General features: G+C 52.3%; 26 protein-coding genes. 16 read left to right on the top strand and 10 right to left on the bottom strand.

The window, feature by feature from the left end; translation table 11 throughout:
* Window positions 1–30: 30 nt before the first annotated feature.
* Window positions 31–1,236, bottom strand: coding sequence for a FliC/FljB family flagellin (locus Q7C21_RS00120; RefSeq protein WP_140033304.1), 1,206 nt, complete (start codon window positions 1,234–1,236; stop codon window positions 31–33).
* A 336-nt stretch (window positions 1,237–1,572) separates the two neighbouring features.
* Between Q7C21_RS00120 and fliD the strand changes: the two genes are divergently transcribed.
* The 4 genes from fliD (at window position 1,573) to amyA (ending at window position 5,355) form a co-directional block, all read left to right on the top strand.
* Window positions 1,573–2,988 carry a flagellar filament capping protein FliD gene (fliD, locus tag Q7C21_RS00125; protein ID WP_140033303.1) on the top strand — a complete coding sequence of 472 codons (1,416 nt, stop codon included), beginning with the start codon at window positions 1,573–1,575 and terminating at the stop codon, window positions 2,986–2,988.
* Between the two features lie 11 nt (window positions 2,989–2,999).
* Window positions 3,000–3,407, top strand: coding sequence for a flagellar export chaperone FliS (gene fliS / locus Q7C21_RS00130; protein ID WP_140033302.1), 408 nt, complete (start codon window positions 3,000–3,002; stop codon window positions 3,405–3,407).
* Window positions 3,407–3,772 (top strand): flagella biosynthesis regulatory protein FliT, encoded by a 366-nt coding sequence (fliT, locus tag Q7C21_RS00135; RefSeq protein WP_140033301.1) that lies wholly within the window; start codon window positions 3,407–3,409, stop codon window positions 3,770–3,772. Before fliS ends, fliT begins: the two co-directional genes overlap by 1 nt.
* A gap of 101 nt (window positions 3,773–3,873) precedes the next feature.
* Entirely contained in the window at window positions 3,874–5,355 is a 1,482-nt protein-coding gene (amyA, locus tag Q7C21_RS00140) for an alpha-amylase (RefSeq protein WP_375150249.1), read from the top strand.
* Between the two features lie 104 nt (window positions 5,356–5,459).
* Here the strand turns inward: amyA and yedD are convergent, their stop codons facing one another.
* Window positions 5,460–5,933: a lipoprotein YedD gene (yedD, locus tag Q7C21_RS00145; protein WP_187513164.1), complete on the bottom strand. Its 474-nt coding sequence runs from the start codon at window positions 5,931–5,933 to the stop codon at window positions 5,460–5,462.
* A gap of 253 nt (window positions 5,934–6,186) precedes the next feature.
* Here yedD and Q7C21_RS00150 point away from each other — a divergent pair, with 253 nt between their 5' ends.
* Window positions 6,187–6,510 carry a DUF6388 family protein gene (locus Q7C21_RS00150; RefSeq protein WP_008926858.1) on the top strand — a complete coding sequence of 108 codons (324 nt, stop codon included), beginning with the start codon at window positions 6,187–6,189 and terminating at the stop codon, window positions 6,508–6,510.
* A gap of 196 nt (window positions 6,511–6,706) precedes the next feature.
* On the opposite strand, the gene iraP is transcribed toward Q7C21_RS00150, so the two are convergent.
* Window positions 6,707–7,006 (bottom strand): anti-adapter protein IraP, encoded by a 300-nt coding sequence (iraP, locus tag Q7C21_RS00155; RefSeq protein ID WP_003854510.1) that lies wholly within the window; start codon window positions 7,004–7,006, stop codon window positions 6,707–6,709.
* Between the two features lie 175 nt (window positions 7,007–7,181).
* On the opposite strand from iraP, the gene Q7C21_RS00160 reads away from it, so the two are divergent.
* Window positions 7,182–7,421, top strand: a complete 240-nt coding sequence (locus tag Q7C21_RS00160) for a DinI-like family protein (protein ID WP_003854508.1) — start codon at window positions 7,182–7,184, stop codon at window positions 7,419–7,421.
* Window positions 7,422–7,459: 38 nt separating this feature from the next.
* Here Q7C21_RS00160 and Q7C21_RS00165 read toward each other — a convergent pair whose 3' ends face one another.
* From Q7C21_RS00165 to Q7C21_RS00175, 3 genes are all read right to left on the bottom strand, one after another.
* The gene (locus Q7C21_RS00165; RefSeq protein WP_003854505.1) at window positions 7,460–7,726 is read right to left on the bottom strand and encodes a hypothetical protein; all 267 of its coding nucleotides are present in this window, start codon (window positions 7,724–7,726) and stop codon (window positions 7,460–7,462) included.
* Window positions 7,727–7,877: 151 nt separating this feature from the next.
* On the bottom strand, window positions 7,878–8,219 hold the full coding sequence (locus tag Q7C21_RS00170; RefSeq protein ID WP_033763175.1) for a hypothetical protein: 342 nt from the start codon (window positions 8,217–8,219) through the stop codon (window positions 7,878–7,880).
* Entirely contained in the window at window positions 8,206–8,589 is a 384-nt protein-coding gene (locus tag Q7C21_RS00175) for a hypothetical protein (RefSeq protein WP_008926860.1), read from the bottom strand. Before Q7C21_RS00175 ends, Q7C21_RS00170 begins: the two co-directional genes overlap by 14 nt.
* Window positions 8,590–8,725: 136 nt before the next feature.
* Here Q7C21_RS00175 and Q7C21_RS00180 point away from each other — a divergent pair, with 136 nt between their 5' ends.
* Entirely contained in the window at window positions 8,726–9,358 is a 633-nt protein-coding gene (locus Q7C21_RS00180; RefSeq protein ID WP_375150250.1) for a helix-turn-helix domain-containing protein, read from the top strand.
* A gap of 64 nt (window positions 9,359–9,422) precedes the next feature.
* Here Q7C21_RS00180 and Q7C21_RS00185 read toward each other — a convergent pair whose 3' ends face one another.
* Window positions 9,423–9,671 (bottom strand): hypothetical protein, encoded by a 249-nt coding sequence (locus tag Q7C21_RS00185; RefSeq protein WP_003854495.1) that lies wholly within the window; start codon window positions 9,669–9,671, stop codon window positions 9,423–9,425.
* 317 nt (window positions 9,672–9,988) lie between these two features.
* On the opposite strand from Q7C21_RS00185, the gene Q7C21_RS00190 reads away from it, so the two are divergent.
* Window positions 9,989–10,189: a hypothetical protein gene (locus Q7C21_RS00190; RefSeq protein WP_003854493.1), complete on the top strand. Its 201-nt coding sequence runs from the start codon at window positions 9,989–9,991 to the stop codon at window positions 10,187–10,189.
* Between the two features lie 38 nt (window positions 10,190–10,227).
* Here the strand turns inward: Q7C21_RS00190 and Q7C21_RS00195 are convergent, their stop codons facing one another.
* The gene (locus Q7C21_RS00195) at window positions 10,228–11,115 is read right to left on the bottom strand and encodes a benzoate transporter (RefSeq protein ID WP_375150325.1); all 888 of its coding nucleotides are present in this window, start codon (window positions 11,113–11,115) and stop codon (window positions 10,228–10,230) included.
* Between the two features lie 345 nt (window positions 11,116–11,460).
* Between Q7C21_RS00195 and Q7C21_RS00200 the strand changes: the two genes are divergently transcribed.
* Window positions 11,461–11,613 carry a hypothetical protein gene (locus Q7C21_RS00200; RefSeq protein ID WP_375150251.1) on the top strand — a complete coding sequence of 51 codons (153 nt, stop codon included), beginning with the start codon at window positions 11,461–11,463 and terminating at the stop codon, window positions 11,611–11,613.
* 182 nt (window positions 11,614–11,795) lie between these two features.
* Here the strand turns inward: Q7C21_RS00200 and Q7C21_RS00205 are convergent, their stop codons facing one another.
* Together Q7C21_RS00205 and fliE are read right to left on the bottom strand one after the other, a co-directional pair.
* Window positions 11,796–12,074 (bottom strand): hypothetical protein, encoded by a 279-nt coding sequence (locus Q7C21_RS00205; RefSeq protein ID WP_238329304.1) that lies wholly within the window; start codon window positions 12,072–12,074, stop codon window positions 11,796–11,798.
* 277 nt (window positions 12,075–12,351) lie between these two features.
* On the bottom strand, window positions 12,352–12,663 hold the full coding sequence (fliE, locus tag Q7C21_RS00210; protein ID WP_003854485.1) for a flagellar hook-basal body complex protein FliE: 312 nt from the start codon (window positions 12,661–12,663) through the stop codon (window positions 12,352–12,354).
* A gap of 231 nt (window positions 12,664–12,894) precedes the next feature.
* Between fliE and fliF the strand changes: the two genes are divergently transcribed.
* The 7 genes from fliF (at window position 12,895) to fliL (ending at window position 20,005) form a co-directional block, all read left to right on the top strand.
* Window positions 12,895–14,616, top strand: coding sequence for a flagellar basal-body MS-ring/collar protein FliF (fliF, locus tag Q7C21_RS00215; protein ID WP_003854484.1), 1,722 nt, complete (start codon window positions 12,895–12,897; stop codon window positions 14,614–14,616).
* The gene (fliG, locus tag Q7C21_RS00220; protein WP_003854483.1) at window positions 14,613–15,605 is read left to right on the top strand and encodes a flagellar motor switch protein FliG; all 993 of its coding nucleotides are present in this window, start codon (window positions 14,613–14,615) and stop codon (window positions 15,603–15,605) included. The genes fliF and fliG overlap by 4 nt, the downstream gene beginning before the upstream one ends.
* On the top strand, window positions 15,598–16,296 hold the full coding sequence (gene fliH, locus Q7C21_RS00225) for a flagellar assembly protein FliH (protein WP_003854482.1): 699 nt from the start codon (window positions 15,598–15,600) through the stop codon (window positions 16,294–16,296). The genes fliG and fliH overlap by 8 nt, the downstream gene beginning before the upstream one ends.
* The gene (gene fliI / locus Q7C21_RS00230; RefSeq protein WP_003854480.1) at window positions 16,296–17,657 is read left to right on the top strand and encodes a flagellar protein export ATPase FliI; all 1,362 of its coding nucleotides are present in this window, start codon (window positions 16,296–16,298) and stop codon (window positions 17,655–17,657) included. Before fliH ends, fliI begins: the two co-directional genes overlap by 1 nt.
* A gap of 28 nt (window positions 17,658–17,685) precedes the next feature.
* Window positions 17,686–18,129 (top strand): flagellar export protein FliJ, encoded by a 444-nt coding sequence (gene fliJ / locus Q7C21_RS00235; RefSeq protein WP_003854478.1) that lies wholly within the window; start codon window positions 17,686–17,688, stop codon window positions 18,127–18,129.
* Entirely contained in the window at window positions 18,126–19,391 is a 1,266-nt protein-coding gene (locus Q7C21_RS00240) for a flagellar hook-length control protein FliK (protein ID WP_375150252.1), read from the top strand. The genes fliJ and Q7C21_RS00240 overlap by 4 nt, the downstream gene beginning before the upstream one ends.
* A 128-nt stretch (window positions 19,392–19,519) precedes the next feature.
* Complete coding sequence (gene fliL, locus Q7C21_RS00245) at window positions 19,520–20,005, top strand: flagellar basal body-associated protein FliL (protein ID WP_003854474.1); 486 nt, start codon at window positions 19,520–19,522, stop codon at window positions 20,003–20,005.
* Window positions 20,006–20,008: the final 3 nt, after the last annotated feature.

The raw sequence follows: 20,008 nt of genomic DNA on the forward strand, positions 1-20,008 counted from the left end.
GGGTTTTCACGTTGATTCTGAGGGAATCGATTAGCCCTGCAGCAGAGACAGAACCTGCTGTGGAACCTGGTTAGCTTTTGCCAACACTGAGTTACCAGCCTGCTGTACGATCTGCGCTTTAGACATGTTTGAAACTTCAGTTGCGTAATCAGCATCCTGGATACGAGACTGTGCAGCTGACAGGTTAGTCGTGGTGTTGCTCAGGTTAGTCACGGCTGAGTTCAGACGGTTCTGAATCGCACCCAGTGAAGAACGGAACTTGTCAACGCTTGCAATCGCGTCATCCAGTTTGGCCAGCGGGCTTGATGATGCGCCAGTGGTCAGGCTGGACAGGCTCATGTTAGTGGTGTCCAGTTTGAATGCTGCGGTGCCAGCAGTGGTTGCTGTATCAGCAGACTGTGGATCAACCGCTACGAAGAAGCTTTTCGCGCCGGCTGCGCCGCTGGCGATATCAAAGCCATTCGCTTTCAGGTTGTTAGTTTCAGCATCGCTGCCTGAAGTCACAGTGACTTTAGCGAACATTTTGCCATTGTCATCTTTATAGACGGTGCCGGTATCTACAGCAACACCTGAAGCTGCCACACCCAGACGGGTAGAGAGTGCATTAGTAGCAGATTCAGCAACAGTCGCGCCAGTTACGTTGGTAGTTGAACCGTAAGCTGCCTTGAATTCAGTTGCGCCAGCTGCAGTTGGGGTGCCTGCAGGACCGTTCACGTTGAAGCTATCCAGACCCAGAGTTTTAGAGTCGATTTTCTTCAGGTCGATAGTGATGGTTTCGCCGTCGTTTGCGCCAACCTGGATGTTCATTTTGCCGTCTTTAGCCAGCACGTTCACGCCGTTGAACTGAGTCTGACCAGAAACGCGGTCAATCTCGTCCAGACGTGATTTGATTTCGTCCTGGATTGAAGATTTGTCAGAATCAGAGTTAGTACCGCTTGAAGCCTGTACAGTCAACTCACGGATACGCTGTAAGTTGTTGTTGATTTCTGACAGCGCGCCTTCAGTAGTCTGCGCAGCAGAGATACCGTCGTTGGCGTTACGAGCAGCCTGAGTCAGGCCCTTGATGTTAGAGGTGAAACGGTTGGCAATTGCCTGACCAGCAGCGTCATCTTTCGCGCTGTTGATACGTAAACCAGAAGACAGACGCTCCATTGAAGTAGACAGAGCTGACTGGTTCTTGTTGATGTTGTTCTGAGTGATCAGCGAGAGGCTGTTGGTATTAATGACTTGGGCCATGATGAATTTTCCTGTTAATCAAGTCTTTCGGTTAAGGTGTGGGCTTCAACCCGCCGGCTTCAGCGCCGTCAAAGTTGTTATCGTCTGCCGTTTAACAACCTTTAGAATTTTTTTAGTACCAGGCGAATTTTTCTGCTTCAACCTGTCACGTTTTAAGTTATCGCCACCCGTCCGAACTTCTTTAGACTTAATTCATTAATTTTCTAGCCGCTGAATTACCCTTCTCTATAGTGCCTATTTACCTCATTACCCTAAGGCAAATAACCTTAAACTTTCCTTATTCAAGGCCGATAACCCAGGTATCAATTTCTCTGTCGACCTTATAAAGGAATTAACATGGCTAGTATAAGCAATCTCGGTGTCGGTTCCGGCCTGCCACTCAGTACCATGCTTGACAGTTTGACCACCGCTGAAAAAGCGTCGCTCACACCGATTTCAAAACAGCAGTCGGCTTACACGTCCAAGCTCAGTGCCTATGCCACGCTGAAAAGTTCACTGACAACTTTTCAGACCGCGAACACCAAGCTGAACAGTGCTGACCTGTTTACTGCTACGACCGCAACCAGCAGTTCGACGGCATTCAGTGCCACTACCTCTGGCAGCAGCACCGTGGCCGGCAAATATGCCATTAACGTCACACAGCTGGCACAGGCGCAGGTTCTGACCTCAGGAGTACAGAGTAGCAACACTGCCGCACTGGGCGACAGCTCGGTAGCCAGCCGCAGCATCGCAATTACCTTAAAAGATGGCACCAGCAAAAGCGTGACGCTTTCCAGCGATCAGACTTCGCTGGCTGGCATGCGTGACGCGATTAATGGTGCGAATGCAGGCATCACCGCCAGCATCATTAAGGTGTCGGATGGTAGCTTTCGCCTCTCCATGAGTGCCAATAAAACCGGCAGCGACAATGCGGTGGCAACCATCGCCGTCACCGGCGACAGCACGCTGCAGGGGGTTATAGGCTTTGACGCCAGCGCCAGCAGTAATGTGATGACAGAAAGCGTACCGGCGCAGAATGCCCAGCTCACGGTTAACAACGTGGCCATTGAGAACAGCAGCAACCAGATTAGTGATGCGCTGGAAGGCATTACCTTAAACCTGAATGCTCTGACGGGCGGTAATCAGACGCTGACCATTACCAAAGACACCTCAAAAGCGTCAGGCGCTGTCAGTGCCTGGGTAGATGCGTATAACACATTGCTGGATCAGTTCAATACCCTGACCAAATTCACCAAAGTCGATACCAATAGCGATGCACAGGACTCCAGCAATGGTGCCCTGCTGGGTGACAGCACGTTGCGCACGATTGAAACGCAGCTGAAAAGCATGCTGACCAATGCGCAGAGCACATCTACTTTTAAGTCATTGAGTCAGATTGGTGTTAACACCGATCCTACCACCGGGTCTTTGAAACTGGACTCCACTAAGCTGAGCACCGCACTGGATAAAGATGCTGCGGGCGTAAAAGCGATGATCGTGGGTGACGGTAAAACGGGCATCGCCGCTAAAATTGACAGCAAACTCACTGACTGGCTGGCATCTAAAGGCATTGTTCAGGCTGCCACCGATGGCGTCAGCAAGACACTGAATACCTTAACTGCGCTCTATAACACCACCAGCGATCGCATTGATGCGGATATCGCACGTTACAAGACACAGTTTACTCAGCTGGATATGGCCATCAGTAAACTCAATTCGACCAGCACGTATCTGACGCAGCAGTTTGACACGTCCGATTCATCTAAAAAATAACAGGAGTGTCCATGTATAGCGCTACAGGCACCAAAGCCTATGCAAAAATTGGCGTCGAAAGCGCCGTCATGAGCGCCACCCAGCAGCAGCTGGTTGGAATGCTGTTCGACGGCGCACTGAGCGCGTTAATTCGCGCCCGCTTGTTTATGCAGGATGGCAATATTGAAGGCAAAGGCAGCTCCATCTCCAAAGCAATCAATATTATCGAAGCAGGCCTGAAAGAGGGCCTGGCTGAAAACCGTGGTGATGAACTGGCAGATAATCTGCTGGATCTTTACAACTACATGACCCGTCGCCTGCTGCATGCCAACCTGCACAATGATGTTGCTGCAGTTGAGGAGGTCGAAGGCCTGCTGCGCAATATCGCGGACGCGTGGAAAGAAGTAGTTCAATCTCCCCTGATTCAGGACGCCGTTTAATGACCACTGCACCGCATCTGATTACCGTTTACCACAAGTTACTCGATCTCAGCCATGGAATGCTGCGCCATGCAGAACAAGGCGAATGGGATGAATTGATCAGCAGGGAGATGGAGTATGTCAGTGCGGTGCAGAACTTAGCCCAATCGACAGAAGCTGTGTCGCCTTCATCGCAGACACAGGAGCAGTTACGCCCGGTGCTGCGTCGTATACTGGATAACGAAAGCGAAGTGAAACGTCTGCTGCAGGCGCGGATGGATGAGCTGGCCTCGCTGGTAGGTCAGAACACACGTCAGAAATCGGTAATGTCTGCCTACAGTAGTCAGGGCGGCTTAGTTATGGTGCCGCGCGAAACGCTCTCCTGATCCCCTTCTCTGCTACGCCGCCAGATTTATTTCTCTGCGCGGCGTCTCTTTTCTGCCGCTTACTCCATACTTGATTCTCATCATCCCCTGGAGTGTGGTACATGCAAAACCCAACGTTATTACAGTTTTTCCATTGGTATTACCCGGATGGCAGCAAACTGTGGCCTGAGGTCGCCGATCGTGCAGCCTGGCTCAGCGAAATTGGAATCAGTATGGTGTGGTTACCGCCCTGCTACAAAGGGGGTTCAGGCGGCTATTCAGTCGGTTACGACAGTTACGATTTGTTCGACCTGGGGGAATTTGATCAAAAAGGCGGTGTTGCCACCAAATATGGCGACAAAACGCAATTACTGGCTGCAGCAGAAGCCCTGCGCAGCCACAACGTTGGGGTACTGCTGGATGTGGTGCTGAACCACAAAATGGGTGCTGATGAGAAAGAGGCGATCAGTGTTAACCGCGTCAACCCGGATAACCGTGATGAAATCTACGAAGAGGTTGTCGAGTGCGAAGCCTGGACGAAATTCACCTTTCCGGCCCGTGCCGGGGAATATTCTAAGTTTGTCTGGGATCACAAGTGCTTTAGCGGCGTAGACCACATTGAGAATCCGGACGAAAACGGCGTGTTTAAAATCATCAATGACTATACCGCCGAAGGCTGGAACGATCAGGTCGATAACGAACTGGGTAACTTCGACTATCTGATGGGTGCCAACATCGATTTCCGTAACAATGCGGTCCGGGAAGAGCTGAAGTATTGGGCGCGCTGGGTGATGGAACAGGTCCCCTGCACTGGCTTTCGTCTGGACGCGGTCAAACATATTCCGGCCTGGTTCTACAAAGAGTGGATCGAGCATATTCAGGAGGTTGCTGAAGAGCCGATGTTTATCGTCGCGGAATACTGGTCATTTGAAACCGAGAAACTGCAGGAGTATGTGCATCAGGTGGAAGGTAAAACCATGCTGTTTGATGCCCCACTGCATATGAACTTCCATCAGGCTTCCACCGCGGGCAGTGCCTATGACATGAGCCAGATTTTTGCTAATTCGCTGGTCGTGGCTGATCCCTGGCATGCCGTGACGATCGTCGCCAACCACGACACCCAGCCGCTGCAGTCGCTGGAAGCGCCGGTTGAATCCTGGTTTAAGCCACTGGCTTATGCGCTAATCCTGCTGCGTGAACAGGGTGTGCCCACCATTTTTTATCCTGATCTGTTCGGGGCAACCTACGAAGATGAAGGCGGCGACGGTGAAAAGCACAAAATAGAGATGCCGGTGATCCCTGAACTGGAAGGGTTAATCCGGGCGCGTCAGCAATATGGCTGGGGCGTACAGACCGACTATTTTGATCATCCTAACTGCGTGGCATTCAGCCGCAGTGGCACCGAAACGCAGCCGGGCTGTGTGGTGATAATGTCAAATGGCGATGCGGGCGAGAAAAGCGTGCCGATGGGTGAAGGTTTTGCCGGTAAGGTCTGGCGGGATTATCTGGATAACCGTGAAGAGACGATTACCGCCGACGAGCATGGCACAGCGGTCTTTGCCTGTAACGGTGGCAGCGTCAGCGTCTGGGTCATCGCAGAATAAGTTAGCAGCAAAATAAGGGATGCAGTAAAAACGAAAACCGCCCCGGCAGACAAGTGCGTTAACGGCACTCTGCCTGTTGGGGCGGTTTTGCTATGGATCGACTGTTATGAATTCGCGTTATTCTCGGTAATCGCCGTGCGCAGCAGTTGCGGTTCGATGTTCTGAATCACGGCGGCTTTTGGCTGCTTTGCCACTTCTTCCAGTGCCTGCTGGCACTCTGCTGTCGGACGCGCCACTTTGCGCAGGGTCATCCTGTCGTAGCTCAGCTCGCCATTATCGACCACCAGCGGCATCACCCGCATTTTACGTGTTACATTCACATAATCGCCATTTAATCGGGTCAGTTTGCCCGGCTTCGCGATCACCCGCATCCACTGACGGCAATCCAGCGTGCTGCCATCGGCATTAATGATCAGACTGGCTATCGCCTTGTCGCTGATCAGGCTGCTCTGTGGGCCGACGGTTTGCCAGGTCCCCTGCAGATCAGCAGGTGCCGGTGTCTGCACCGCATTTTCATAATCGTTGATTTGCGCACAACCACTCAATGCCAGCGCGGCAATCAGCATCCACTTTTTCATATTAAATCCCTAAGATCACGTCAATGGCGGCTACGTTATAATTTTTCCACCGCGTTACGCAAGATATCTGGATGTTAAGACGCCACACAGACGATGATTGCGGCAGAACGAAACCCGTAGTGAGGTCTGCATAAAGCATTTTAACCGGAAAATTGTTGGCGAAGCAGGTTCATCTCTTATCTTTGCCACGCCTGACAAGCAGGAGACAACCCGCTACACTGACGCGCTGCAATAGACTTTCAGGAATATGAATATGAAAACGCCAGAAGCTTACTATGCCCAGGCACGCGAGATGTTTTTTACCGCGCATCCAGACTTTCAATCCGCACTTGACGAATTAACTGAAAGCGATGCCCGCGCCGCCAACCTGTCATTGCGCCAATTGCGCGAATGGCATGCCGAACGTATCTATGCGGCCTTTTTGCGCCAGAAGAATCTGGATGGAATGATCTTCTCCATTCAGCTCGCTGAGCCAGATAAAGCGGTGGCGGCTGAAGCGATCGAGACTTATCTCAAATCTCACGCTGAATCATTGGGTATGAGCTGGGAAGAGTTTTGCATTAAAAACGAACTTTAATACGCGCTGCAGAGAAGAGGCCGGTAAAGCACAACGCCTGCCAGCATGAAAGTAGCTGAAGAATGTGTACCCGGTTAAGAGAGTAGTCACTTTTCCGCAGGACTCGGATCATGACCATCCCTGAACGACGCCTGCGCCTGCACTGCCTCTGAAGATGTTGATAAATATCCATCTCCAGAGGCGAATTTTTCCTGCCCTACTCTCTCTCTTCCGTCGCTTTACCCTTCACTTCAACATAACTTGCCACAGCCAGCAGACGATTAATGTGCGTCAGCAGCAGATCAACATCCGATTGCAGAAACCCGGTCGACGATTGCGAAGCGGTAATGATGGCATCCTGCACCGTTTCTGAAATGGTCAGCGAGTTGTCCTGTTTCGCCTGCACCAGCAGCGCTGCAACCAGCAGGGACTGCGCTTCAAGCTGCGCCGTCAACTCTTTTGCATCGACATCCATCTTTGCCAGTTTTAGCAGAATATCTATTACCAGTTGTCGCATCGCGGACCTCCTGAAAAGTAAGCCGTCATTATGTCGTGATGCGTGCGCATTTTTCCAGTTGAAGATCGTGTTTTACACGACATAAAAATTTGCGCGAAATCACGCGCCATGCCTTGCCACTGTTTTTATTTACAGTATTATATGTCAGCGATTTTGCCCTGAATGGATTGCCATCATGTTTGTTGAGTTGATTTATGACAAGCGCAACGTTGCCGGTTTACCGGGTGCCCGCGAGATGATTCGTGAGGAGCTGGAAAAGCGGGTGCATCGGGTGTTTCCTGACATTGAAGTTAAGGTCAAGCCGATGGAACGTAACGCGATTGATACTGATTTGAGTAAAAACGATAAAGCGACGGTTGCGCGGATTGTTGAAGAGATGTTCGACGAAGCGGAGATGTGGCTGGTGGCCGATTAATCCTTTACCGGCCACCGCATCAGTTAGCGGGAGATGACTTAGCTCTCCTGCTCGCTGTGATTAATTTCAATCTCAATGTCCTGAATGGCGGCATCCAAATCTTCCAACAGCTTGCCCTGCTTATTCAGCAATGCATCGATTCGGTCGGCGTTCGTCTTATCTTTGTATTCACCGGCGTCAAACGCTAACCAATGGCTGGACAGCGTTTCGGTGTTGGTCTGCGCATAGTGGCGCATCTCTTTTAGCTGAGACGTCACATCACGCAGATAGTCAGTTTTGGTCTTGGTTTCTGTTGAATCGCTCATGCTAAATTTCCTTCTGGTCAGTTATCCAAAGTGGTTAGGCTTAGCGGTTCATCGACCGGCCAATCATCGGGCCTGCATTCAGGTACAAAATGTTGCCCGGAGATTTAAAACTAGTCGATAATAGCGAAGCCGCACTAAGAATAATCGGAAGTTACGGTGTCTGGCCCGGTTTTGCGGACGTCTGGTTGTCTTCAGAAACGACCTCTTTCACTCTACTCAGTGTTTTATCAGCGGTACGATCCGGTATCACATCAAGCTTATGTTGTAATGCTGTGACCTTATCCGTCAGCACCTCGACCCTTTCATCACGTCGTGCCGCTATTGCCCGGTAATCCGCCCTAATCTCCTCGACTCGTTTGTTTGCGGTATTACTGACATAAAGAAAAATAATCGTCATCAGGATGCAAATCATCGAACAACTGAGAAGAATGCAGCCGAGGATAACTTTACGCCTGTATGATATTGGAGCCCTGGTATTATCAATCATTGCCATTGCTGCGATCCTCCAGAGTTGAGATAAGCCGATCAACTTCATTACGAAATTTGTCGTTTTGATCGGTTTCGGTCATTGCTAGCAAAATCCCTACCGCATTCTTGATTAACCGAAGATCGGTTTCGAGTGTCGAGATTCGCCGCAAATTCCTGTCGTGCCGTTCGCGTAATTCATCGTTTTCCTCCCGTATCAGCAGGTTGCTCTCTTTCAGCAACACCACCTGCTCTTTGTAGCTGGTAATAATTTCGCCGCCCGCTCGGTTACTGGTTACGATTGACGCGATACCCGCCAATAACGGTTTCCAGAACAGTGCTGCTGCGCCTCCACCCAGAACTAACGCTCCCATACTGGTAATCAGACTACTTTCCATGCCATACCCCTTTTTCCGGTTAGGTCGCTGGAACATATTGCGTGCTGAAAAGCCACGTCCTCCGCTTGAAATTTAAGTTTACTTAAATACCATGCTTAAGTATACTTAAATCACTTTCAACCAATATGTCAAGCTTATGAAAAACGAAACGCTGGGTGACCGAATCCGCCTCCGACGGAAATCACTGCAATTAACGCAGAAGCAATTGGCACAACAGGTAAAAGTGTCCCATGTAGCGATTTCGCAATGGGAAAAAGAGGAGACGCTTCCGCGCGGTGAGAATCTGCTACGGCTCGCCGAAGCGCTGGGTTGTGCCCCGGCTTTTCTGATAGATGGGGATGGCCCTGTTTTCAGCGAAAGTGCTTATGGCGGTCTTCACCAGATTCCGCTGCTTAATCAGCGTGATGTGACACGATGGCTTTCGGATGACAGTTCAGTGCGACACGAATTGCTGATGCATAACGATATGGCGCTTTCGCAGCAGAGCTTTGCCTTTCGCGTTGAAGAACAGGCAATGATGCCCGCGATTGGGCGGGATGATGTGGTGATCATCGATCCGCGAGTTTCACCCCGGCCTGGCGATAGCGTGCTGGCATTACAGCAGCAGATTGCTCTGATCCGTACCTGGCGGCAACGTAGTAGTGAAGGTGGCGTTACGCAGTTTGAGCTGGCCCCCATTAACATCAACTTTCCTGAATTGCATTCCAGTCGGGAGAACCTGAAGCTAATTGGTACGGTGGTGGAACTGCGCCGCTACCGGCAGTCATAAAAAAACCCGCCAATGCGGGTTAATTTTTTATCGTACAACCGTGGCCAGGGTCCGGGTCTGGTAACTACAGGGCGTCGGTGAGTTGATCCACGACCACATTGCCCTGCAGATCGGTCTGCATAATGCGGTAGTTCACTGGCCATGAGCGGCGGGTACTGAGTTTATCGAACAGTGTGACACCGCCTTTTTTAACGCCCTGACGGTTAACAATAATCCACTCGGTCACTTCTTCCTGACCACGATTTCTCAGGCTTAGCGAGCCTTGTTCAATTAACTGATCTTCTGCTTCAATCTTTAAATGGTCTCGTAACATATTTTCTATCTCCTGGTAACGGAGGCCACTATATGCTTTTCATTAATCAGTTCAATCGAATTTATTTATCGATGTTTTAATCGACCTGGAATGTGACCTGTCGCAAGCGATATGGCAAGTTTGTCCATTTCTGCATCAGGAATTTCCCGTTAGCATGGAGCTGCTGTACACCAAAACTTCGAAAGATAACATGTTCAGTATCAGAGAAACTCCGATTAGCCCGCTTCTGGCGGGCTTTTTTTTGCCTTTAATTCCATGCTAATGCGGGATCTCAGGGCTGGTCTAGACTTAAATGACTGGGACAACAGGAGTGAATTATGTTTAAGCACAATACGAATGAAGAACGTAAGAAAGAAGGTGATGTCAGTAAAGGCCTGCCCGAAGCAGCACCTAACGCGGGTAATGCGTATGAGGAAGATGATCATCCCGCCACCGATGCACCAAAAGACCATGGTGAAGTGCCGCGGAAAAATGATGACAGTCAGGATGATAAGAAAGATCCCTATAAAGCAACCTGAAGGGTAAGAGGCGCGCCCGGTGGGCGCGCTGGTCAGCATCAGGATTTAATATAATCTGTCAGCTGATGCTGATGTGTAACCAGCCACTCAGGAAAATGTTCAGCGGTAATCGGCACTATTTCCATTCTTCTTGGGCGATTCCAGATATCAATGTTGTTCTCAACGCAGCGCCGGATATGATCCGGGTTATTGAATTCAGGACAGTTATGTTCGGTATGTGAAATCGACGCCATTTTTTCACTTATGCGTTCATCGCTCATCACCCATGAAAAATGCCATCCTCCATCCTTAATGACTTTCGTTCGCCAGCCGAGCCATTTCCAGCACCACCAGCTGTCGCGTATGGGTGTTCCACGGCGCTTAACGTTGCGCAGTAATTCCGGTTGTCCCATGAAAAAGGTTCGTAATGTTTTAAACGTCACCATTTTTGCCAGTGTGGCACAACGCGGTGTACCGTCATTGTTCAATACACGTACATTATATTTAAAATTGAAATATTGCTGGTGCAATGTTGTACAGAGGTGACGATGGCTAAAGGCTTTAATCGCTTCAGGTCGGGGAATTTCATCGACGTCTGACACAATAATAATATCATCATCCTGCGCGCCAGCCAGACCTTGCATAATCTTATTCCTTGCAGTGGATTCATTCTCCCAGGGATCGGTCTCGCCCGCCTTAACCAGAGAGCTATTCGACTGAAAGGCGTGCTGATAAAATACTGGCGCAATATCGTTGACGACATAAATAATTTTATCGCGAAAACGGTCGAATTTCTCAATGTCAAAATTAAGCTTGCATCGGCGTTTACCCGTAAAGGTATAAAGCGATTCAACAATGACAAACCGGTCAACAACATGCTCAAGCGTGTTCAGACGCATTTCAAGCAAAACATCTTCATCGTAGTATAAAAAACAGTCATAAATCATAGTCATCAGAGGCACTTAAGTAGAAAATTTTCATCAGGACAATGGTGTTAATGGCACTTAACAAACGTCTGCATACCTTTTTATAAGGCTGATTTATATGCGTCTGATAGATGCGGTATTTAACTGCGTTAAACTTTCCGTGTTTATAGTAAGCTGGCTAACAATGTAACAGTGGAATAAAAAATTGTTGCGGCTAAAAGATATTCGATGCTTTATTTATCCGTCGGATGTTACATTTACTCAGCGACGCTAGCAATATTAAGCGCAAATTTTTGATTGAAAATCAGCGGGACAAGTGAGTTCCCGATGTTATTTGTCGACAAAATAATGCTTATGATTTAACAGATGAAGAAGATCATTATTGCCCTGAGCCTGCCCCTGCTGGCGGTCATGGATAGTGAACGGGTTGGGCTGCACCTTTATATAAAACCGCTTATTTTGACGGTCTTGCCTTACCGGAATGGCACAAGACCGGAGATTCAATCTGGAGCAGGATGATCCGCTGCTTACTGGTTAAAAGCGGTTTAACATGGTGCAGGATAATGAAACAGTAGCCTGGGTTGAAAGGGCAAAGTTAAGTCATCATCAAATCAGTGCGACGTTTTACTATGATTCAAAAGCACCGGCTATCACTACTTCAGGGTTGCGATAATCACAGGCATTTGCAGTAATAACTCAACTTACTTAGCCGGCTCGCAATCATAGTCACCCCGAATGCGGATCTGACTCTGACTGGTGCGGACAATTTCTGCCCTCAACAACCCTTTGCCATCACGGTTTGTCTGCTCCATATCCACCATTCCCGGCGCTTTGCTATTTTTAACCCGGATTTTCACCGTTGCGTTGCTGTAGTCACCCTTCTCTCTGGCAAACGTCACTTTCTGGGTTTTTGCCCGTTCACCATTTACTGAGAACCAGCCACTCTTATCCTGCTTAAGGTAAAAGGGTCCGCACTGCATGGCGGCAATGCCGGGAGCTGATAGGCTAATCAACGATGCGATAAGGATAATTATTTTTAGCACTGTGCTGGCGTCCTGCTGATGGGCGATGAGTCGATAGCGCCGAAAAGTGAGGTGCCCGGTGCGTAACGACTAATAATGAACAGTATAGCCAATGACGCCTGCATTGACGTCAGTACAGGGTCATAGGCTTAGCAAAAGGACTGACATTATTGCTGACATTCAAGTCTGCTTATCTTAAGGCAAACAGAAAGATTTAATGCGCAGGTCAGTATAACTAAACCTGCATATTCATGATTTCGCTGTACGCCGACACCAGTTTGTTCCTGACCTGAATTCCCATCTGCATTGAGATTGACGATTTCTGCAGATCGACCATCACATCATTCAATGCGATGCCGGGTTTCCCCATTTCAAAATCCTGCGCCTGGGTGCGTGCGGTAGTCTGCGTCTCGCTGATCTTATCCAGCGCCGCTTTCATGGTCGCGCCGAAATCGATCTGATTGGGTGCTTCACTGCTGCGATTACTGGCCTGCAGTGAGGTCGCCTGTAGCTGCTGCAGTACGCCGTCAATTGCCTGAATGGACATGAACGATACCTTTTAAAGAGGGTGACATTTTTGATGTGAGCAAAAGTTAGCACGTTGTCAATGAGACAAAGCCGCTAAATAACATCAAAAACCCTACCTTATCCAGCCATCGAATTTTGCTTATCACCTAATAATGCCTGGCATTGAAGTGGAAATTTTATCTACGCAGGTCAGGGAGTCTGTTTTGCCATCTCAACTTACCCGGTCAATTACGTCAGGCAGGAAACGGTCATGAATGCGAGTACAGCCGCCACAACAGAACAAGAAAAGAAAGGCTTCGGTGACCTGTTAGCTCGCCTGCGCGCAAATCCGCGTATTCCTTTAGTCATCGCCGCGGCTGCTGTCATAGCAATCGTGATCGCGATGGTACTCTGGGCGAAACAGCCATCTTATAGCGTCCTTTATAATAACCTCACTGATGAGGATGGCGGTGCCATCGTCACGCAGCTGACGCAGATGAACATTCCCTATCGCTTCGCCGAAAACGGCGGCGCATTAATGGTGCCTGAAGCTAATGTGCATGAGCTGCGTCTGCGTCTGGCTCAGCAGGGTCTGCCGAAAGGCGGCTCGGTAGGCTTCGAGCTGCTGGATAAAGAGAAGTTCGGTATCAGCCAGTTCAGCGAGCAGGTTAACTACCAGCGCGCGCTGGAAGGCGAACTGGCGCGCACCATCGAATCGCTGGGCCCGGTCAAAAGTGCCCGCGTTCATCTGGCAATGCCTAAACCCACCTTATTTGTGCGTGAGCAGAAAGCACCCTCCGCCTCTGTCACCTTAACGCTGCAACCTGGCCGTGCGCTGGATGAAGGTCAGATTCAGGCCATTGCCCACATGGTCTCAAGCAGCGTCGCCGGTTTACCGCCGGGCAACGTGACGGTGGTCGATCAGACCGGACGCCTGCTGACCCGTTCTGATTCTGCCGGTCGCGATCTGAATGACGCGCAGCTGAAGTACTCCTCTGAAGTTGAAGCGCGTTACCAGCAACGTATTGAAGCGATCCTGAATCCGATTCTTGGCCAGGGCAATGTGCATGCGCAGGTTACCGCGCAGATTAACTTCGACACCGCCGAGCAGACTGACGAGAAATATCAGCCTAACGCTAATCCGTCGAACTCAGCGATTCGTTCGCGTCAGACCAGCACCAGCGATCAATCAGGCAGCCCTTATCCGGGCGGCGTGCCGGGCGCACTTTCTAACCAGCCGGCGCCAGCCAACACCGCGCAGGTTACACCTAACAACGCAGCCAATGGTCAGGCCGCGAATGGTCAGAACAACGCGGCGAACAACGCCAGCCAGACCACCAGCACTGCACCGGCCAGCTCAGGCCCGACGAATTCACGTCGTGATGACACGGTGAACTACGAGCTGGATCGCTCCATTCGTCATACCAAAGTCAACGTCGGCGACGTACAGCGCCTGTCGGTTGCGGTGGTGGTGAACTTCCGTGCAGATGATAAAGGCAAAGCCGTTGCGCTGAACGAACAACAACTGAAGCAGATTGAAGACCTGACACGCGAAGCGATGGGCTACTCCCAGAGCCGTGGGGACAGCATTAACGTGGTGAACTCGCAGTTTAACACCACTGAACCTGTGACCACTGATTTGCCCTTCTGGCAACAGCAGTCCTTCTTTGATCAGCTGATGGATGCCGGTAAGTGGCTGCTGGTTGCTCTGGTCGCCTTCGTCCTCTACCGCAAGATGGTTCGTCCGCATCTGGTTCGCAAGCAGGCCGCAGAGAAAGCCGCTGCTGAAGCCGTTGCCGCCCGCGCCGCTACTGATCAGCCGCAGGAAGAAGCCTTTAATGTGCAGCTCAGCAAAGATGAGCTGGATCAGGAACGTAAGTCAAACAACCGCATGAGCGCAGAAGTGATGAGTCAACGCATCCGCGACATGTCAGAAAACGATCCGCGCGTCGTCGCGCTGGTAATTCGCGAATGGATGAGTAAAGAGCTATGAGTCTGACCGGAACCGAAAAAAGCGCCATCCTCATGATGACCATTGGTGAAGAGCGTGCTGCGGAAGTTTTCAAACACCTGAATCAGCGCGAGGTGCAGCATCTTAGTGGTGCGATGGCCAATATGCGTCAGGTGTCGCACAAACAGCTGACAGAGGTGCTGCGTGAGTTCGAAGCAGATGCTGAGCAGTTCGCGGCACTGAGCCTTAACTCTAACGAATACCTGCGTTCAGTGCTGACACGTGCACTGGGCGAAGAGCGTGCCTCCAGCCTGCTGGAGGACATTCTCGAAACGCGCGAAACCACCAGCGGAATGGAAACGCTCAACTTTATGGAGCCGCAGGCTGCCGCCGACCTTATTCGCGACGAGCATCCACAGATTATCGCGACCATCCTGGTGCACCTCAAGCGTGCCCAGGCTGCGGATATCGTGGCGCTGTTCGACGAACGTCTGCGTCACGATGTGATGCTGCGTATCGCGACATTCGGTGGTGTGCAGCCAGCCGCGCTGGCCGAACTGACCGAAGTACTGAACGGCCTGCTGGATGGCACCAACCTCAAGCGCGCGAAGATGGGCGGCGTGAGAACGGCAGCCGAGATCATCAACCTGATGAAAACGCAGCAGGAAGAGGCCGTTATCGAAGCGGTACGCGACTTCGATGGCGAACTCGCACAGAAAATTATCGACGAGATGTTCCTGTTCGAAAACCTGGTGGCCGTGGACGACCGCAGCATCCAGCGTCTGTTGCAGGAAGTGGAGTCCGAGCAGCTGCTGGTTGCACTGAAAGGGGCCGAACAGCCACTGCGCGAGAAATTCCTCAAAAACATGTCAGCCCGTGCGGCCGATATCCTGCGCGACGATCTGGCCAACCGTGGTCCGGTTCGGATGTCGGCAGTGGAAAACGAACAGAAAGCAATCCTGCTGGTGGTTCGCCGCCTGGCCGAATCTGGCGAGATGGTGATTGGTGGTGGCGAGGAAACGTATGTCTGATGCATTTTCTGCCCGCCCCTGGCAGCTGTGGCAGCCCAATGATTTAGGCCGTTTTGATGAGCCTGAACCGGAGCTGCAGCCAGAAATATACGACGCTGAAGATGGCGATGGCGTTGATGAGCAGCAACAGCAGCTTGAACGTCTGCAGCAGCAGATGCGGAAAGAGGCACAGAGTCAGGGTTACAACGAAGGCTATCAGCAGGGTGTAACCGAAGGTCAGAAAGCGGGCTATGACGCCGGTTTTCAGCAGGGTCTGGCCGATGCCCAGCAGCAGCAGGCGCCCCTTCAGGCGCGGATGCAGCAGCTGGTGACGGAGTTTCAGAACACGCTGGAATCCCTCGACAGCGTCATCGCTGCCCGTCTGATGCAGCTGGCGCTGGAAGCGGCTCGCTCGGTCATTGGTCAGGCGACAACGGTAGATGGTACCGCCCTGCTACGCCAGATTCAGGGATTACTGCAGCAGGAACCGATGTTCAGCGGCAAACCACAGCTGCGTGTTCACCCGGATGACTTACAACGTATTGAGCAGACCCTGGGTCCGACGCTGGACCTGCATGGCTGGCGCCTGATCGCAGACAGCACCCTGCATCCTGGCGGCTGCAAACTCAGCGCAGAAGATGGCGATCTGGATGCCAGCGTCGCGACGCGCTGGCAGGAACTTTGCCGTCTTGCTGCACCTGGAGAAATTTAATGACCACCCGTCTGAATCGCTGGCTTGGCTCGCTCGACGCCTTTGAGAAACGGATCGCCCAGGTGCAGCCGGTGCGCCGTTATGGCCGCCTGACCCGCGCCACCGGCCTGGTGCTGGAAGCGACCGGCTTACAGCTGCCACTGGGTGCAACCTGTGTGATCGAACGCAACGATGGCAAAACCATCAGTGAAATCGAAAGCGAAGTGGTGGGATTCAACGGGCAGAAACTGCTGATGATGCCACTGGAAGAAGTGGACGGCATTTTACCGGGTGCGCGTGTCTATGCGCGCCAGAACGGTGAGAACCCGCAGGCAGGCAAACAGATGATGCTGGGCCCGGAACTGCTGGGCCGCGTACTTGATGGCAGCGGTCGACCGCTGGATGGCCTGCCGTCGCCGGATACCGGCTATCGCGCACCGCTGAACACCCCGCCGTTTAACCCGCTGCAGCGTACGCCGATTACCGACGTGCTGGATACCGGCGTGCGGGCAATTAACGCCCTGCTGACGGTCGGTCGCGGACAGCGTATGGGCCTGTTCGCCGGTTCGGGCGTGGGTAAAAGCGTCCTGCTCGGCATGATGGCGCGCTATACCAAAGCCGACGTGATCGTGGTCGGTCTGATTGGCGAACGTGGCCGTGAAGTAAAAGATTTTATCGAGAACATTCTCGGTGCTGAAGGCCGTGCGCGTTCAGTGGTTATTGCCGCGCCGGCCGACGTGTCACCGCTGCTGCGTATGCAGGGTGCCGCTTACGCCACCCGCATCGCGGAAGATTTTCGCGACCGCGGCAAGCATGTGTTGCTGATTATGGATTCCCTGACCCGCTACGCCATGGCGCAGCGTGAGATCGCCCTGGCAATCGGTGAACCGCCCGCAACCAAAGGCTATCCGCCTTCCGTATTCGCCAAACTGCCTGCGCTGGTTGAGCGTGCCGGTAACGGCATCGACGGCGGCGGCTCGATCACTGCCTTCTATACCGTACTGACCGAAGGCGACGATCAGCAGGATCCGATTGCGGACTCTGCGCGCGCCATTCTCGACGGCCACATCGTGCTGTCGCGCCGGCTGGGCGAAGCGGGTCACTATCCGGCCATCGATATTGAAGCCTCGATCAGCCGTGCGATGACGCATCTGATCGATGAGAACCACTATGCACAGGTGCGCCAGTTTAAGCAGTTGCTTTCCAGCTTCCAGCGAAACCGCGATCTGGTCAGCGTCGGCGCCTATGCCGCCGGCAGCGATCCGATGCTGGATAAAGCGATCACGCTCTATCCGCAGATGGAAGCTTTCCTGCAACAGGGCATCTTTGAGCGCAGCGATTATGACGACGCCAGCCTGCATCTGCATGCGCTGTTTGGCTAGTCACACGAATTAACACGAGGTAACGGCAATGAAAACTGCAAATGCCATCGATACGCTGCGCGACCTAGCGGAGCAGGATCTCGAACGTGCCGCCATCTACTTAGGCGATATGCGTCGCGGCCAGCACGCCGCTAACGAGCAGCTGACGATGCTGCTCGACTATCAGGATGAGTATCGCAACAAGCTCAACGACGATATGTCATCCGGTATCGCCAGCACCCGCTGGACCAACTATCACCAGTTTATTCAGACGCTGGAAAAAGCGATCGAGCAGCATCGTAACCAGCTCAATAACTGGAATCAGCGGCTGGAACAGGCGCTGATCAACTGGCGCGACAAACAGCAGCGGCTGAACGCTTATCAGACGCTGATAACGCGTGCAGCAGAAAATGCATTACGACAGGAAAACCGTCTCGATCAGAAACGGATGGACGAATTTGCCCAACGGGCCGCATCGAGGAGAGGCGAATGATTACGCTGCCACATATTGCCACGAAAGCGTCGGTTAAAACCGACGCGGAACCATCAGTTTCAACCGATCTTGCAGCGGGTGAAGACGCGCTGCCTAAGGACTTTCTGACTGCGCTGGGAAACCAGCTGCTCGGCCTGGCGAAACAGCATGGGAAAGTGGCGCAATCCGCTGACGCTAAAGCAGAAAAGACTGATGACGCCCGCCCGAAGGCCCCCCTGAATGCACTGATGGCGGCGCTGGATAATCCTGCTGCGCTGACCGCCCTGTTTAAACCGGAAAATATTAAAGCTGGGTCAAAATCAGCCGATGATAAAGACAAGCCGGACGTGGCACCCTTAAGCGCCACTGACATGCAAAATGTGCAGGCGTTGTTCGCCATGTTACCCGGTGCGGTGACACCGACAGCGACACCGTCGACCCCGGTCAGCAGTGAGGCGGGCGAGCTGATTGCCCAGACCGACACCGGCCGGAAAAGTCAGACGTCGCTGACGCAACTGCTGAGCAGCGCACAGCCGGGCCACGAAACAGGTGACGATGAGAAGGCTGAAGTCAGAAGCGACGCACAAAGCAAACCTGCCGTCGCGACTGCCGCCAGCCAGAGCAACACCGCCGCGCAGAGTGCAACAGGCAATGGCCTGACGCTTGATAGCAGTTTTCAGCAGGCACTGAGCAATATGGTTAAGCAGGATGATCAAGCGATCAAAACCAGCACCAGCGATAGCACGATCAACGCGATGCCCGTTGCCACCGCCAGCAGCCTGCCCGCCGCGGTGACCGCCTCCGCGACCATCAGCACCCCGTCAACGCCAACGCTGAACTCACAGCTGGGCAGCGACGAGTGGCAACAGGCGCTAAGTCAGCAGATTGTGATGTTCACGCGTAACGGCCAGCAGAACGCGGAATTGCGTTTACATCCGGCAGACCTTGGCGCTATCCAGATCAGCCTGAAACTGGATAACGACCAGGCACAAATTAATCTGGTTTCCGGCCATAGCCACGTCAGAGCGGCACTGGAAGCCGCAATACCGCAGTTGCGCAGTGCGCTGGCAGAAAGCGGTATTAACCTGGGCGAGAGTCAGGTGAGCAGTGACAGTTCCGCGCAGGGCCAGCAATTCCAGCAACAACAGGAGGCGCGCCGCGATGGAGAGCACGGCCGCTTCTCCCTCACCCAGGACAGTGACACCGACATTACGCCGATTGCCGTTCCCGCCGCCCTTCAGGCTCGTGTTAGCGGCAACAGCGCCGTCGATACTTTCGCCTGACAGCGGCAAACGCTGAAGGTAAGCGTAAAACCCGCGTCTTATCTACCCATTGGTTTGACTTAAGACGCGGATAATCTGTCCCGTGAGCCGAGAGGCTTGCCCATAATTCACAGGAAGTAACTGCAACCATGTCTGATAACGCGAAAGCAAAAGGCCGCAAACGTAAACTCTTAATACCAGTGTTGCTCATTGTAACGCTGGCCGCTTGCAGCGCGGCAGGGTATGCAGTCTGGCGAATGATGAATAAACATGAGGGCGATAAGCCTGAGGTGGCGAAAGTTGAACCGCCTCCCGCTCCGGTCTTTTTTGCACTTGATACATTTACGGTTAACCTGGTCAATCCCGACAACGATCCCGACCGCGTGCTTTACGTAGGCTTTACCCTGCGTCTGGCCGATGAGGATACCCGGCGTCGGTTGAATGACTATCTGCCTGAGGTGCGCAGCCGTTTGCTGCTGCTGCTCTCGCGTCAAAGCGCTGCGACGCTGGCGACAGAGCAAGGAAAGCAGGCGCTTGTTGAACAAATCAAACAGGCGCTGACACCCCCGCTGGTAAAAGGTCAACCTCCGCAGGCTGTAAGCGACGTGCTGTTTACTGCCTTCATTTTGAGGTGAATC

This window comes from Pantoea sp. ANP04, assembly GCF_041982285.1.
GTDB classification, from domain to species: Bacteria; Pseudomonadota; Gammaproteobacteria; order Enterobacterales; family Enterobacteriaceae; genus Pantoea; species Pantoea eucalypti.

Coding starts and splice junctions, on each gene's coding strand:
- Q7C21_RS00120 (WP_140033304.1), bottom strand. CDS start 1,236: ATGGCCCAAGTCATTAATACCAACAGCCTCTCGCTGATCACTCAGAAC.
- fliD (WP_140033303.1), top strand. CDS start 1,573: ATGGCTAGTATAAGCAATCTCGGTGTCGGTTCCGGCCTGCCACTCAGT.
- fliS (WP_140033302.1), top strand. CDS start 3,000: ATGTATAGCGCTACAGGCACCAAAGCCTATGCAAAAATTGGCGTCGAA.
- fliT (WP_140033301.1), top strand. CDS start 3,407: ATGACCACTGCACCGCATCTGATTACCGTTTACCACAAGTTACTCGAT.
- amyA (WP_375150249.1), top strand. CDS start 3,874: ATGCAAAACCCAACGTTATTACAGTTTTTCCATTGGTATTACCCGGAT.
- yedD (WP_187513164.1), bottom strand. CDS start 5,933: ATGAAAAAGTGGATGCTGATTGCCGCGCTGGCATTGAGTGGTTGTGCG.
- Q7C21_RS00150 (WP_008926858.1), top strand. CDS start 6,187: ATGAAAACGCCAGAAGCTTACTATGCCCAGGCACGCGAGATGTTTTTT.
- iraP (WP_003854510.1), bottom strand. CDS start 7,006: ATGCGACAACTGGTAATAGATATTCTGCTAAAACTGGCAAAGATGGAT.
- Q7C21_RS00160 (WP_003854508.1), top strand. CDS start 7,182: ATGTTTGTTGAGTTGATTTATGACAAGCGCAACGTTGCCGGTTTACCG.
- Q7C21_RS00165 (WP_003854505.1), bottom strand. CDS start 7,726: ATGAGCGATTCAACAGAAACCAAGACCAAAACTGACTATCTGCGTGAT.
- Q7C21_RS00170 (WP_033763175.1), bottom strand. CDS start 8,219: ATGGCAATGATTGATAATACCAGGGCTCCAATATCATACAGGCGTAAA.
- Q7C21_RS00175 (WP_008926860.1), bottom strand. CDS start 8,589: ATGGAAAGTAGTCTGATTACCAGTATGGGAGCGTTAGTTCTGGGTGGA.
- Q7C21_RS00180 (WP_375150250.1), top strand. CDS start 8,726: ATGAAAAACGAAACGCTGGGTGACCGAATCCGCCTCCGACGGAAATCA.
- Q7C21_RS00185 (WP_003854495.1), bottom strand. CDS start 9,671: ATGTTACGAGACCATTTAAAGATTGAAGCAGAAGATCAGTTAATTGAA.
- Q7C21_RS00190 (WP_003854493.1), top strand. CDS start 9,989: ATGTTTAAGCACAATACGAATGAAGAACGTAAGAAAGAAGGTGATGTC.
- Q7C21_RS00195 (WP_375150325.1), bottom strand. CDS start 11,115: ATGATTTATGACTGTTTTTTATACTACGATGAAGATGTTTTGCTTGAA.
- Q7C21_RS00200 (WP_375150251.1), top strand. CDS start 11,461: ATGAAGAAGATCATTATTGCCCTGAGCCTGCCCCTGCTGGCGGTCATG.
- Q7C21_RS00205 (WP_238329304.1), bottom strand. CDS start 12,074: ATGCAGTGCGGACCCTTTTACCTTAAGCAGGATAAGAGTGGCTGGTTC.
- fliE (WP_003854485.1), bottom strand. CDS start 12,663: ATGTCCATTCAGGCAATTGACGGCGTACTGCAGCAGCTACAGGCGACC.
- fliF (WP_003854484.1), top strand. CDS start 12,895: ATGAATGCGAGTACAGCCGCCACAACAGAACAAGAAAAGAAAGGCTTC.
- fliG (WP_003854483.1), top strand. CDS start 14,613: ATGAGTCTGACCGGAACCGAAAAAAGCGCCATCCTCATGATGACCATT.
- fliH (WP_003854482.1), top strand. CDS start 15,598: ATGTCTGATGCATTTTCTGCCCGCCCCTGGCAGCTGTGGCAGCCCAAT.
- fliI (WP_003854480.1), top strand. CDS start 16,296: ATGACCACCCGTCTGAATCGCTGGCTTGGCTCGCTCGACGCCTTTGAG.
- fliJ (WP_003854478.1), top strand. CDS start 17,686: ATGAAAACTGCAAATGCCATCGATACGCTGCGCGACCTAGCGGAGCAG.
- Q7C21_RS00240 (WP_375150252.1), top strand. CDS start 18,126: ATGATTACGCTGCCACATATTGCCACGAAAGCGTCGGTTAAAACCGAC.
- fliL (WP_003854474.1), top strand. CDS start 19,520: ATGTCTGATAACGCGAAAGCAAAAGGCCGCAAACGTAAACTCTTAATA.